The following is a 12825-nucleotide window of genomic DNA, read 5'->3' as shown; positions in this document are numbered from 1 at the left end:
CTCAGGACCGCGAGAACGCCGTCCGCATCCACTGCACCGCAAGGCAGATCATCGCGATCCAGGCGATGACCAGGCCGATCCCGGGACCGCCGCCCGCGGAGCCGGGAGCGTGCGACGACTGCTGCGACCAGATGGCCAGCAGCCCGTCCACCGAGGCGAACCAGCCGCCGGCCGCGCACACCCAGGACAGCCACCAGCGGCGCGTCACCAGCGCCAGCGCCGAGGCGAGGATGCCGACGCCGGTCGACGTCGCCGCGAACAGCTGCGGGATGCCGCCGCCCTCACCGGCCAGCACCTGCCAGCCCGCGTGGTCGCCGACCCACGGGAGGATCTGGCAGATCAGCAGCACGAACGTGAACACGGCGATGGTGAACCCGCGGCGGCCCAGCTCCACCGTGCGGGACGCGTGCTCGCCCACCTCGTCGATCTCGGCGGCCAGCGCGGCCACCTCGCCGTTGCCCTCGGACTCCGTCACAGCGCACACCCACTCACCGGCTCCGGCCGGGCGGCCGGGGCACCGAAGCCCGGCAGGCCCAGCGTGACGCCGCTCGTCTTCGGCCGCAGCCCGGCCTCCGCGTTGTCACCGGCCCGCGTCCGCCGGTGCAACAGCAGGTCGCCGTCCGCCACCAGGTGGTGCGGCGCGCCGTAGGTGACGACCGTCTCGACGACGTCGCCCGGGCGGACGGCGCGATCCACGTTCGCCCCGGTCGGCGTGAAGTGCACCAGCCGCCCGTCGCGGGCGCGGCCGCTCATCCGGTGGGTCTCGGCGTCCTTGCGGCCCTCGCCCTCGGCGACGAGCAGCTCGACGCGGCGGCCGACGATCTTCTTGTTCTCTTCCCAGGAGATCGCGTTCTGCAGCGCGACCAGGCGCTCGTAGCGCTCCTGCACGACCGCCTTCGGCAGCTGGCCGTCCATCGTCGCGGCCGGCGTGCCCGGGCGCTTCGAGTACTGGAAGGTGAACGCGCTGGAGAAGCGGGCCTGCGCCACGACGTCCAGGGTCGCCTGGAAGTCCTCCTCGGTCTCGCCGGGGAAGCCGACGATGATGTCGGTGGTGATCGCCGCGTCCGGCATGACCGCGCGGACCTCGTCGAGGATCTTCAGGAAGCGCGCCGAGCGGTACGAGCGCTTCATCTCGCGCAGCACCCGGTCCGAGCCGGACTGCAGCGGCATGTGCAGCTGGTGGCAGATGTTCGGGGTCTCCGCCATCGCCTCGATGACGTCGGAGGTGAATGCCGCCGGGTGCGGCGAGGTGAAGCGGACGCGCTCGAGCCCGTCGACCGTGCCGCACGCGCGCAGCAGCTTGCCGAACGCCAGCCGGTCGCCGAACTCGACGCCGTAGGAGTTCACGTTCTGGCCGAGCAGGGTGACCTCGAGCACGCCTTCGGCGACGAGCGCCTCGACCTCGGCGAGGATCTCGCCGGGCCGCCGGTCGCGTTCCTTGCCGCGCAGCGCGGGGACGATGCAGAAGGTGCAGGTGTTGTTGCACCCGACCGAAACGGACACCCAGCTCGCATAGGACGACTCACGGCGCGCGGGCAGCGTCGAGGGGAAGGTCTCGAGCGATTCGAGGATCTCGACCTCGGCCTCGGCGTTGTGCCGGGCGCGCTCCAGCAGGGTCGGCAGCGAGCCGATGTTGTGCGTCCCGAACACGACGTCCACCCACGGCGCCCGCTTGACGATCTCGCCGCGGTCCTTTTGCGCCAGGCACCCGCCGACGGCGATCTGCAGGTCCGGGTTCGCGACCTTGTCCGGGCGCAGGTGCCCGAGGGTGCCGTACAGCTTGTTGTCCGCGTTCTCCCGGACGGCGCAGGTGTTGAACACGATCAGGTCGGGCTTCGCGCCTTCCTGGACGGGCGCGTACCCGGCTTCCTCGAGCTGCCCGGCGAGCCGCTCGGAGTCGTGCACGTTCATCTGGCAGCCGAAGGTGCGGATCTGGTACGCCCTGGGTGCCTGTGTCTCGGTCATCGCCCTTCAGGGTAGACCCGGCTTCACCTGCTACCGAGTCGTCCCCTCACGTCGGGGATCCAGCGCGTAGGCGCCGACCCAGTGCGCGCCCGGCTGGCCGCCGTACTCCCCGCCGATCTTGTACCGGACCCACCCCGCCCAGTAGCCCGTCGTCGTCCGATGCCACTGCTGGAGCATCCCGGGCACGACGCACTGGAGATCGAGGCCATCGGGGAACACGCCGAGCGGCTCTCCGAACGGGTACACCTTGGCCAGGTCGCCCCAGACAGGCTTCGCCCGGCACACCGCGCGGGCCTCCTGCAGGCTCGGGTGCGGAACACCCCGGTCCACGTTATCGAACCTGCGTTCGAGCATGCGGCAGGTCGACACGCGACACCACCCGTCGCCGAGGCTGCGACCCGTGCGGTAAGGTCATCGTCAGAACTCCCCCTTAGGCGGAGGGCTGGATCGGCTGAATCGCCGAAGGTGCCCTCTGCGAGCGGGAGTCGATGTGTACAACTTTTTAGTGGACGACGATTTGCTCCACTGCGTGACTGTTCGACCCTGTCTGCCTGAGTACACCCCAGGCACCCGAGGACGGGGTCCGATCGATTTTCGCCGCGATAGTTTAGCGTGGCTCGAAAGACGCCAGCCCCCTAGCCGGCCGGCGCTGTAAGCCTCGGGGGCACGCTGGCGGTCTGGGACGCTTGTGTCTGCTGAAGCCATCGTCACCCGCGTCGCGGAGATGTCAGCCGGGAGCATCTGGGCGTTGGTCGCCTTGGTTGCCGTGATCTTCATCGGCGTCTACTTCCTCGCACGACAGTTCCTGAAGAACCGCCAGCCGGGCGACCGCGTTCGAGTCAAGGCGCCCTTCTTCGAGATCGAGGCCGGTCCACCGCAGGCGTCCGACAAGCAACTGCCGTCCGCCTCCGAAGACGCCGACGGATCGCCCAGGCCGAAGGCGCCGGCTAGCTCACCAGCCGTTCGATCTCCTCGACGCGCCGGCCGAGGCGGGCAGAGTTGATGCCAGCTGCCGCGCCACGCGCGGCGCCGATGACTTCGCGGGCCGCGTCCAGCTCTCCGGCGCGAGCGTACGACTCGGCGAGCCAGGTCTGGTACAGCGCCACCTCGCGCGCGTGCTCTGCGTCGTAAGCGTCGATGGCCCGGGTCAACAAGGGGGCTGCCTTCACGGGCTGGCCGACCTCGATCAGCACCCGGCCTGCCATGACGTCGATCTCGTCTCGGCTCATCCAGTAGACCCACTCCGGCTCGGGAATCCCCGGTGAACGCTCCTCGTAAGTGTCGTCGACCAAGTCGAGGGCCCGCCGGGCGCCCTCGACGTCGCGCGCCCGCGCGCCCGCCCAGGCCACCCGCTCCAACAGCAGCGTCTTCGCGACCGGAGTCGCGTCGCGTGCCCCCTTCACCGCGGTTTTCGCCAGCAGTGCAGCGTCGGCTGGGTCGCCGACGTTCGCCATCTGATACGCCAGCGACGACAGAAGCTGGCCAGCAAGGGTCTGGTCGCCCGCGTCCTGGGCTGCCGCGACCCCGGCCAGGTATGTCTGCTGCGCTTCGAGGTAGTACCCGGCGTCGCTTGCCACCCAGCCGGCAAGCTGCGACAGCTCTCCCACGGCGACCAACAATCGACGCCCGACGGACTCGGAGTAGCTGGCGCACCGGACCACAGCCGAAGTTTCGGCCAGCTCCCGGCGTACGAGGGGGCTGAGGTCTCCCCCGCCAATGGTGTCGTCCAGCTGCCGGAGGTCAATGACACGCTGCTCGACCTCGGCAGCGAAGCTCTCGCCGACGCGCCTGCCGGATGATCGGTGTACCGAGGCCGACGTGTCGGCCACCAGCCACTCGTGAGCTACGCGCAGCGGATCCTGCGGCGGTCCGTACAAGGACTCGACGGACACGTTCAGGGCGCGCGAGTACGTGATGACGTGCTCCCGCTTGACGTCCCGGGTCCCGGTCTCCAGGTGCCCGAGCAGGGCCTTGCTCCAGTGGGTCTTCGCGGACATCGCAGCGAGGCTCAGACCAGCGGCTTCACGCGCCGCGCGCAGTCTCGCGCCTAGGTCGCTCACATACCTCACCGCCTTGTAGACGCCCGTAGACGGCTGATCCATTCCAATGACGCCGTGTGACGACCAGGCTACCTGAGTGGGCGGCCTCGGCCGGAGTTCGGAGTTCTGTCCTCCAGACTCCACGAATTCCGGTCGGGGTGGCCCGCCCAAGGCGACTGAGGGCCACAGGATCATCTGGAGGGGAACGAGATTGAGCGCCTTGATCTACATCGACTTGGAACACGTTCACCCCGTGATCGACGGGGTGTGGCACCAAATCGATCTTCTTCGGATGCCCCTGCCGGGGCAGGCGCTCACGATGCTGTGTGGCCGCGCTGCGGCGGCCGAGTACGCCACCAAGGACGAGGTCCGCCAGTGCAACGGGTCACTCCGGATGTGCCCCGACTGCGACGCCGTTTACCGAGTGCGGCGCGGCTGGCTCCCCAGCCCGCGGCCTCGTCCGCAGCGGCACCCCCGATAGCCCCCGGCCAGCGCGCTTGCTTATCCCCCTCGGCGGCGCGCTGGCCGGGCCCCACCGGCCCGTCATTACAGGAGGGGCCAACACGAAAGGCAGCGACGTGACAATCGCCGTCGAAGAACTCACCGGACAGGACCTGATAGACGAAGACTTGTTCCACCGGTTCGTAGAGCGGATCGTTCGTGAGCACCAGCTCGGCCGCGAGTACGCCGCGCGGATCATGGACCAGGCGCTCGCCTTCCTCGGAACGTGCGCCCACACGTCCGGCCCGTTGTCGCCCAGCAAGGCAGTGGACATCGGGTGGCACACCTTCATCCTGTACACCCGCGAGTACGCCGAGTTCTGCGACCGGGTGGCCGGTCGCTTCATCCACCACGAGCCGACCGACACCGGCCTCATCCCGGTGTCCCAGGCTCCGCCAGAATCCGCGGACTTCACCGTGGCGGCCCTGCGCCGCGCCGGGTTCGCCGTGGACCATGACCTCTGGGCAGTCTCGGCGGATTGCCACCAGTGCACGGATGGGTGCACGCACTCCGGCGGCGACACTGGATGCCACCAGCTCGCCGCGCACGTTGGTACGGTCCCGGCGTGATCGAGCGATACTCCTGGGACACCCTGCCGGAAGCGGCGCGCCTCGCGGTTTGGCAGCACCTGGGGCCGACCACTGTCATCCGTGACGTCGAGCAGGGCCAGAACTGCAACCTGGCGCTTGTGCTGCGGACCGACGACGATGGCGACGTCTTCCTGAAGGGCGTCCGAGGAATTGGCCCGCGGATGCGGTGGCTCCGGAATGAGGCCGAAGCGAGTGCGCTCGCCCCAGGGATCGCTCCGGTGACTCGGTTCAGCACCGACGTCAGGACGGACGAGCAGTGGTTCATCGTCGGGTTCGAATATGTGAACGGCCGCCCGGCTGACCTGTCCCCGGACTCGGACGACTTGGGGATCGTCAGCGCCACACTGAAGCAGCTCGGCGCGTTCCCGGGAGGGTCGGTCCAGCCGCTCAGCAAGCGGTGGGCGTCCGCGGACTGGTGGGAGAAGCTTGCCACGGAGGACTCCAGCAGGGTGGAGGGCTGGAACGTCGGCATGCTGACAGAGTGGTGTCAGTCCGTGCCCGCTCATGTCGAAGGGTGCGCGCTGCTCCACACCGATCTCCACGAGCACCAGTTCATGATCGACGACGCCAGCTCGTCAGTGCGAGTCATCGACTGGGGCCGGCCGGCCTCCGGCGCCCCGTGGGTGGACACAGCCTTCCTCGTCGTCCGGCTCATCGCGGCGGGGCACGCCCCGGAAATCGCGGAGACCTGGGCCACGGCGGTGCCCGCCTGGTCCGCTCGGACCGCCGAGGGCATCACGGCGTTCGCCTGTTACGTCGCCGGCCTCTGGAGTTACCGAGCCGCCACAGCTCCATTTCCTGGTGCGACGAAATTAAGCACCGCAGCGCGCACCTACGCGCAATACCGGCTGCGGCAGGTCGCCTCTCCGGTCTGATCTCGTAGCGTCGGCCCCCTCGCGGTTCCTACGCCTCATTCGACCCGCGTGGGGTCACCCGCGGCACAGTGAAAAAGGACCTCCTCCCCCCTCCGTCCGGAGACCAGGGGAGGAAGCCCTTTTGTTGCTACTGAACAGGTGGAACCTGTTCGACGCGGCTACGGCATTTCCGGGCACCCTGCCCTGTCCTCGGCCGAGGCGGCTCACTGATCCGTTGTCACCTCGAAGGCGACCACACGCTCCCAACCGCCGCCCAAACCGCCGAGTGGTCCCACGGAATCACCTTTGATGAGCCGGACCTCAGAGCGCGTTGCCGTGACAACCGAAGTCGAAAATACGACAGGGAAGAACTCCGCGGTGGCACCGTTCGGTCCACCTGCCGTGAACGGGGCGAATCCACTGAAGGCTTTCGCCTCGATTCCGTGCAACCAGTCGACGTCAGCGTAGACGCAGATCCACCCGTCAGCCACGTCGATCCGCACGTCCTCAGCCCCGCTGAGGATCGCCTCGAGGACGATCATCGATGCCACCTCTTGTGGACTGTAATGTCCACTTCGAAAGAAGCGACACTGCTCCCTTCGCGCGTATTCGAACGGGTCGTCGGCCTTGATGTCCTCAGGGCGAAACACTGATCTCACTTTCCGAGCCGGGCGTTTCCCGGTAGAACTGGGCGTACCAGCGGCGCAGCGCCTTGATGCCCTTCTCGTGCGGCAGCAGGACCGGCCGGGCCTGATGGATCTTGTGGTCCCAGATCCCGATTTCCTCGCGGACCTCGCCGAACGCCTGCGTCCGGAAGGCCAGCTTGAGGATGGGCGCGAGGAAGGGCAGCCTGGCCGGTTTGCGGACGTAGTAGAGCATCCTCAGCTCGCTGGTGCGGTCGTCGATCGGGTTCGTGAGCGCGACGGCGGTCAACGACAAAAGGGCGCCGTGTACGCGCACCACCATGACGCCGGGGCCGTACATGAACACGTCGAAGGTGTTGTCGATGTCCCAGCGCAGGATCCGTCGCTGAATGCGTCCGCGGACCTCGGCGAACGGCCCGTCCGTGACCAGGTTCTGCACCGGGGGCTCGCTCTGCCCGTGAATGAAGTGGAAATGGGACTCGTCCACGATGTTCTCGCGCATCTCCTGGATGTGGATCCGCGCGGTGTTCACGTCGTCGATCGGACGGGTGAACTGCCGGGACGTGGTTTCCGGGATCTCCGGCACTTCCCAGGCGGGCGCCGCCGGCCCGGTGTGGACGAAGATCAGCCCGCTGTGCTCGCGGACCAGGAACCCGCCGATGGACACTTTCGGCGGCCGCGCGGCGAACGGCGCGTGCGTGCACCGGCCGTCCGCACCGAATCGCCAGCCGTGGAACGGGCACTCCACCGTCCCGTCCACCACTTTCCCGCCGGCACCCAGATGCGCGCCGTAGTGCGGGCAGTAGGCATCACGCACCGCGGGACTTCCGTCCGTCCCGCGGAAAGCGATCAGGGCGCGGCCGAAGTAATGCAGTGGCACGACCTCGTCGCGTGGCAGCCGGCTACTCCGCAGAAGCGCATACCAGCCGTGCGGCACCGAGGACATGGGATACTCGTCGGCGCGCGGATCAAGGGGGACCGCGGCCATCCGGCCGTCACGAACCATGCCGGAAGTTAACGATGTTTACCGGCGCTCGTCGACCTCCTCCAGCCGAGATCCGAGTCACATTCGGGAACGCCGTGTTCACGATCGACGGGGCCGGCTACTTCGCAGCCCCTTCGGCTCCGGCCAGCAGGGCGAGCATGCTGTGAGGGGCGTCGTCGCCGAACAGGATCTCGTAGATGTCGTCTTCCGCTTCCGCCGCCGCGCGCTCCGACATGCCCTGCTCGAACTCGGCCAGCGCCGTCTCCACGTCGTCCGGGTGCGCGGCGAGGGCCCGGCCCAGTTCGGCGCCGTCCTGCATGGCCAGGTTCGCGCCTTCGCCGTTCGGGGGCATGAGGTGGGCCGCGTCGCCGAGGAGGGTCACTCCCGGCACCCGGTCCCAGCGGTGTCCGGCCGGCAACGTGCAGAGGCGGCGCAGCACCGGCGGGGTGTCGCTGTCGGTGATCAGGGCCGTGAGCTCGGGCGCCCAGCCGTCGAACTCCTCGGTGACCCGGGCCGTCATGGTCGCGGCGTCGGCGCCTTCGAGCCAGTCCTGGGGCTTGAACAACTGCGCGTACGTGTGCAAGGTCCCGTCGCCCTCCCGATGAGCCACGATTCCCTTGCCCGGTGCGAGCGCGTAAAGCGCACCGGCTCCCACGGCCTTCGCGGCGGCCGGATGGCGGGCGTCGCCGTCGAACAGGAACGTCTCGACGACCGAGACGCCGACGTACTCCGGGGTGGCGCCGGAGAGCAGCGGCCGGACCTTCGACCACGCGCCGTCCGCGCCGACCAGCAGGCTCGTGACGAACCTGGTGCCGTCGGCCAGGCTCACCTCGTGGCCGCCGTCGCCGAGGGTCCGCACCCCGGTCACCTTGTGTCCCCAGTGGACAGTGGCGGGCGGCAGTGAATCGAGCAGCAGCTGCCGCAGCTCGCCGCGCTGCACCTCGGGACGTTCGCCGGTGCCGTCGTCGGGCCGGTCGAGCAGCACGGTGCCGTCGCGGTCGACGACGCGGGACGACTCGCGGCCCGGCAGGACGAGCTTCCGGAACCCCTCGGTCAGGCCGGCCGCCTCGAGCGCCTGCTGCCCGTTCCAGGGGTGGATGTCGAGCATGCCGCCCTGGCGGCGGGCGGCCGGCGACGCTTCCGCCTCGTAAACCCTGGCCGGGATGCCGTGCCGGTGCAGGACGCGGGCCAGGACCAGCCCGCCGAGGCCGGCTCCGATGATCGTGACTGTCATGGTTTCCTCCGATTGGATCGTCGTTCCAATCGCCAGGCTAGCACGAGTTTGGATCGCCGTTCCAAACGTGCGATGATCGAGCCCGTGACGAAGAGGCGCACGGACGGGCTGTCCAAGGAAGTGATCGTGCGGGCGGCGGCCGCGATCCTGGACGACGGCGGCGAGGCCGCGCTCACGTTCCGCGCCCTCACCGCCCGCCTCTCGACCGGCTACGGCGCGATCTACCACCACGTCGCGAACAAGAGCGACCTGCTCGCGGCGGCGACCGACGCCGTCATCGCCCGCGTCATGCGGGACGCGGTCGTCGGGGCGGAGCCGCGGCAAGCGCTGCGCACGGTCTCACTGGGCCTGTTCGACGCGATCGACGCCCACCCCTGGGTCGGCGCCCAGCTCTCCCGCGAGCCGTGGCGGCCCGCGCTCCTGGAGGTCTACGAGCGCATCGGCGGGCTGCTCGTCGCGCTCGACGTGCCCGCGGAAGCGCTGTTCGACGCCGCGGGCGCGCTCGTGAACTACGTGCTCGGCGTGGCCGGGCAGAACGCCGCCAACGCCCGGCTCCTCACCTCCGACGAGGCGGACCGCGAGGCTTTCCTGGGCGCGGTCGCCGCCCGGTGGGCGGCACTCGACCCGGACGAGTACCCGTTCGTCCACCAGGCCGCGACCCAGCTGCGGGAGCACGACGACCGCGAGCAGTTCCTCGCAGGCGTCGACATCTTCCTGGCCGGGATCGCGACCCTGCGCTAGCGGACCGCCGTGGGCGCCCAGGCCGCGAGTTCCGCGCGGGCAGCCGCCAGCTGAGCCGCCGTCGGCGCCGTCGCCGGTTCCGCGATCAGCGCGTAGTGCAGGCCCGGTGTCGCGGCCAGGCGCAGGCGGTCGCCCACCCGGCTGACCGAGGCCACGTCGGTGATCACCGTCGGCGTCATCCCCGCCGGCACGTGCAGCTCGGTCGGCGCGCCCGCGTCGGTTCCCTGCCACACCAGGACTCCATAACGACCCGTGCCGGTCAGCGCCGCCGTCGCCGGCATCGTCGACGGGATCTGGTTCCACGTCAGCGTCTGGCTGCCGTCGCGCGAGCGGTCCTCGTACGTGAACGCCAGCGTGTGCCCCGCCACCGCCGCCGGGTAGAGGCGGTCGAGCAGGCGCGCGTCCTGGCGGAGCTGGACCGTTCCGTCGTCCGCCGTGCGCGCCGACGAGAAATCTTCCCCGTTCCAGGCGTCGCCGTCCGTCTTGACCTTGTCCGGGTTGTCGTTCATCAGCTCGTGGTGCCGGCCGCTGTAGGTGTCCCACTGCCACTGCGTCGCCGACAGCACCGGGCCCGACTGCGCCGGCTGCCGCCACCAGTTCGCGCCCGACACGCGCGAGTCCAGGGCCTGGTACATCGCCTTGTCCACGGTCGGCGTCTTGTCGGAGGTGTACCCCGTCATCGGGTGGCCGAACTCGGTGACGATCGCCGTCGTGCCCAGCGCGGTCGCGCGATCCCGGACCGTGCCGAAGCTCCCGCTGTACTGGCCGTCACCCGCCTTGCCCGGCATGAACACGCCGGACTGGGCGAGCTGGTCGTAAAAGTGCGTGTTGAACACGTACCGCGGACCCATGACGCCGGTGTCCTGGAAGCCGCCGGGGTGGAGCTGGAAGGAGATGTTGGCGTTCCAGAACATGTTCGGCTCGACGAACGCGGGCTTGTCCTGCCAGCCGGCGGTGTCCATTGCGGCCCGGAACTGCTTGAAGAACGGCCAGAGCACGTTCTGTTCCCAGGCCTTGCTGTCCTGGCCCTGGTCGTACCGCCCGGCGAACGGTTCGTTGTACGGGTCCATGCCCGCGATGCCCGCGAACTGGGCGGCGCTCAGGTTCGTCCGCAGGTAGGACATCGTCTGGACGGCCTGGCCGACGAACTCGTCCTGGACGCCGCGGGCGTTGTGCCAGAAGTCCTTCGTGGCGTCCTGGACCGCGCCGTTCTGAGTGATGTTCTGCCCCCAGTGGGCGCAGATGCCGCAGCTCTCCGCCGGGTAACCGCCGAGGTCGACGACCCACTTCGGCGCGCCGTCACCGGTGTACCAGCTGCCGCGGTTGAACAGGTAGCGGGAGAACAGGTCCTGGTGGAAGTCGGGCAGAACCGTGAAACCCTCGTCCAGGAACGCCTTCATCTGGTCGGTCAGCGCGGCCAGGTACTGCGTGTTCACCGGCCCGCGCACGGGCTGCGTTCCGGCCCACGCGATCGGGATCCGCACGGCGTTCGCGCCGGTGAGCGCGCGCATCGACTGCGCGGAGCGGCGCGCGTCGGCCGCGTTGGCGAACGGCAGGAAACCGTTTTCTGCCAGCTTCACCTCGCCCGAGACGTTGAACCCGCGCAAGACCACTTCGCGGCCGTACTCGTCGACGAAAGCCGAACCGCGCACGGTCAACCGGTGCTGCGGAACGTCTTCGGCGACGGCGGAGGCGACGACCCCGGAGGTCATCGCCACGGCGGTGAGCAAAGCCACGAGCATGCGCATGACGGCGGCCCCAAACGTGAAGGAGTTTCGCAAAAAGTTACCGAGCAGTCACCCCGTCGTCAAGGGCCGAAAGGAGCCGTTCAGGCCGCCTTCCGCTGCCATTGCTGGTTCGTCACGCCGGTACACGGGTACTGCTTGACCGCCGCGCCGTCGGCCGTCGACGCGGACACGACGTCGAGGCACTTCCCGCTGTGGCTCGCCACCCACCGGACGTACCCGCCGACGGACTGGGCCTGCCACTGCTGGTTCGCACCCGAAGTGCACGTGCCCTGCCCCGCCGCCGCGCCGTCCGCCGTCGAGCCGCCCGCGATGCCGAGGCACAGCCCGCTGTGCCGCGCGATCAAGTTGACGTAGCCGTCGCCGAGGTCGAGCACGCTCCACTGCTGGTTCGCGCCGTTGTTGCACGTGTACTGCGTGAGCGCGACGCCGTCGTTCCGGGACGAACTCGGGATGTCCGCGCACTTCCCGCTGTGCCGAGCCACCATCGTCTCGTACGCGCTGCCGGTGCCGACGCCCGCGACCACGCCGGTCGCCGCGTCGATGCTCACCTTCGGGTACCAGCTCATCGACATCGTGGTGGCACTCGGGAAACTCAGCGGCAGCCACACGTACCGCGACTCGTTGACCGGGCGGTTCCAGGCACCCGCCCATCGATCGCCCAGGTAGAGGTACGAGGTCGCCTGCGAGCCTTGCAGGGGAAGCACATACGCGGTCTGGCTGCCGTAGCCGGTGGAGTCACCGACGTTCGTCAACCCGCTCCACGTGCCCGTGACGCTGGTGGCCGTGGCGTACTTCTGCTGGTTCGGCTGCCAGCTCGTGGCGCCCGAGGTGAGCAGGAAGTAGACGCCGTTGCGCTTGAACATCGCCGGCGCCTCGCGGTACGAGCCGGGCCACAGCGTCTGCACCAGCGCCGCGACGCCGGTGTAGTCGGCGGCGAGCCGGTAGACGTTGAGGTCGGCGTTCTCGCGGGCCGCGGAGGCCATGTACGCGGTGCCGTCGTCGTCCTTGAACAGCGTGATGTCACGCGACATGTGGGCACCGAGCGGGCGGAAGCTGCCGCGGTAGGTGTAGCCGCCGTCGACCGTCGAGGAGGTGGCCACGGCCGCGCGCGCTTCGGCGTAGTCGTCCCCGTTTTCCTTGTGCATCCACATCACGTACTGCCCGGTCGAGCTGTTGTAGATCACCTTGGGCCGTTCGATCTTGGCCCGGCCCAGCTCGGCCGCCGACGACTGCGTCAGCACGTCGCCCCGGAACTCCCACGTCTTCAGGTCGGTCGAGCGGTAGGCCGAGACCGCGCGGAAGGTGTCGTCAGCGTTGCGGTTCTCGCCGAACCAGTAGTAGTACGCGCCCACCTTGAGCATCCCGCCGCCGTGCGCGTGCACCAGAGCGCCCGCCGGGTCGGTGAACTGGCTCCCGTTGGCCACCGTCACCGGCGCGGCGTGCACACCGGGCGCGCCGAGCAGGACGGCGGCGAACACCAGCAAGGACAACACCGCGCCACGTCGTCGTAGCATGACGGATCCT

At 69.3% G+C, this 12825-nt stretch carries 12 protein-coding genes; 3 read left to right on the top strand and 9 right to left on the bottom strand.

From position 1 onward, the window contains the following. Nucleotide 1 precedes the first annotated feature (1 nt). From A3CE_RS0135525 to A3CE_RS0135510, 4 genes are all read right to left on the bottom strand, one after another. Complete coding sequence (locus tag A3CE_RS0135525; RefSeq protein WP_020644862.1) at nt 2-475, bottom strand: Rv2732c family membrane protein; 474 nt, start codon at nt 473-475, stop codon at nt 2-4. Next, nucleotides 472-1965 carry a tRNA (N6-isopentenyl adenosine(37)-C2)-methylthiotransferase MiaB gene (gene miaB, locus A3CE_RS0135520; RefSeq protein WP_020644861.1) on the bottom strand — a complete coding sequence of 498 codons (1494 nt, stop codon included), beginning with the start codon at nt 1963-1965 and terminating at the stop codon, nt 472-474. The genes A3CE_RS0135525 and miaB overlap by 4 nt, the downstream gene beginning before the upstream one ends. A gap of 30 nt (nt 1966-1995) precedes the next feature. Beyond that, nucleotides 1996-2295, bottom strand: coding sequence for a hypothetical protein (locus A3CE_RS0135515; protein WP_125591457.1), 300 nt, complete (start codon nt 2293-2295; stop codon nt 1996-1998). A 617-nt stretch (nt 2296-2912) separates the two neighbouring features. Further along, the gene (locus A3CE_RS0135510; RefSeq protein WP_020644859.1) at nt 2913-4067 is read right to left on the bottom strand and encodes a helix-turn-helix domain-containing protein; all 1155 of its coding nucleotides are present in this window, start codon (nt 4065-4067) and stop codon (nt 2913-2915) included. A gap of 515 nt (nt 4068-4582) precedes the next feature. On the opposite strand from A3CE_RS0135510, the gene A3CE_RS0135500 reads away from it, so the two are divergent. After that, entirely contained in the window at nt 4583-5074 is a 492-nt protein-coding gene (locus tag A3CE_RS0135500; protein ID WP_020644857.1) for a glycine-rich domain-containing protein, read from the top strand. Further along, nucleotides 5071-5970 carry a phosphotransferase gene (locus A3CE_RS0135495; RefSeq protein WP_020644856.1) on the top strand — a complete coding sequence of 300 codons (900 nt, stop codon included), beginning with the start codon at nt 5071-5073 and terminating at the stop codon, nt 5968-5970. Before A3CE_RS0135500 ends, A3CE_RS0135495 begins: the two co-directional genes overlap by 4 nt. Nucleotides 5971-6173: 203 nt before the next feature. Here the strand turns inward: A3CE_RS0135495 and A3CE_RS0135490 are convergent, their stop codons facing one another. From A3CE_RS0135490 to A3CE_RS0135480, 3 genes are all read right to left on the bottom strand, one after another. Further along, entirely contained in the window at nt 6174-6491 is a 318-nt protein-coding gene (locus A3CE_RS0135490; protein ID WP_020644855.1) for a hypothetical protein, read from the bottom strand. A gap of 94 nt (nt 6492-6585) precedes the next feature. Further along, complete coding sequence (locus tag A3CE_RS0135485) at nt 6586-7599, bottom strand: Rieske 2Fe-2S domain-containing protein (protein WP_026469172.1); 1014 nt, start codon at nt 7597-7599, stop codon at nt 6586-6588. A gap of 97 nt (nt 7600-7696) precedes the next feature. Further along, a complete protein-coding gene (locus A3CE_RS0135480) occupies nt 7697-8812 on the bottom strand; it encodes an FAD-dependent oxidoreductase (RefSeq protein WP_020644853.1) in 1116 nt (371 codons plus the stop codon). Between the two features lie 72 nt (nt 8813-8884). Here A3CE_RS0135480 and A3CE_RS0135475 point away from each other — a divergent pair, with 72 nt between their 5' ends. Next, the gene (locus A3CE_RS0135475) at nt 8885-9553 is read left to right on the top strand and encodes a TetR/AcrR family transcriptional regulator (RefSeq protein ID WP_020644852.1); all 669 of its coding nucleotides are present in this window, start codon (nt 8885-8887) and stop codon (nt 9551-9553) included. Here the strand turns inward: A3CE_RS0135475 and A3CE_RS0135470 are convergent. Both A3CE_RS0135470 and A3CE_RS0135465 read right to left on the bottom strand, forming a co-directional pair. After that, nucleotides 9550-11301 (bottom strand): cellulase family glycosylhydrolase, encoded by a 1752-nt coding sequence (locus A3CE_RS0135470; protein ID WP_020644851.1) that lies wholly within the window; start codon nt 11299-11301, stop codon nt 9550-9552. The genes A3CE_RS0135475 and A3CE_RS0135470 overlap by 4 nt on opposite strands. Before the next feature lie 80 nt (nt 11302-11381). Beyond that, nucleotides 11382-12815 carry an RICIN domain-containing protein gene (locus A3CE_RS0135465; RefSeq protein WP_245589638.1) on the bottom strand — a complete coding sequence of 478 codons (1434 nt, stop codon included), beginning with the start codon at nt 12813-12815 and terminating at the stop codon, nt 11382-11384. Nucleotides 12816-12825 lie beyond the last annotated feature (10 nt).

It is taken from the genome of Amycolatopsis balhimycina FH 1894 (assembly GCF_000384295.1).
GTDB lineage: Bacteria > Actinomycetota > Actinomycetes > Mycobacteriales > Pseudonocardiaceae > Amycolatopsis > Amycolatopsis balhimycina.
The sequence above is the reverse complement of the archived record's forward strand: the minus strand, read 5'-3'. Positions and strand labels throughout refer to the sequence as shown.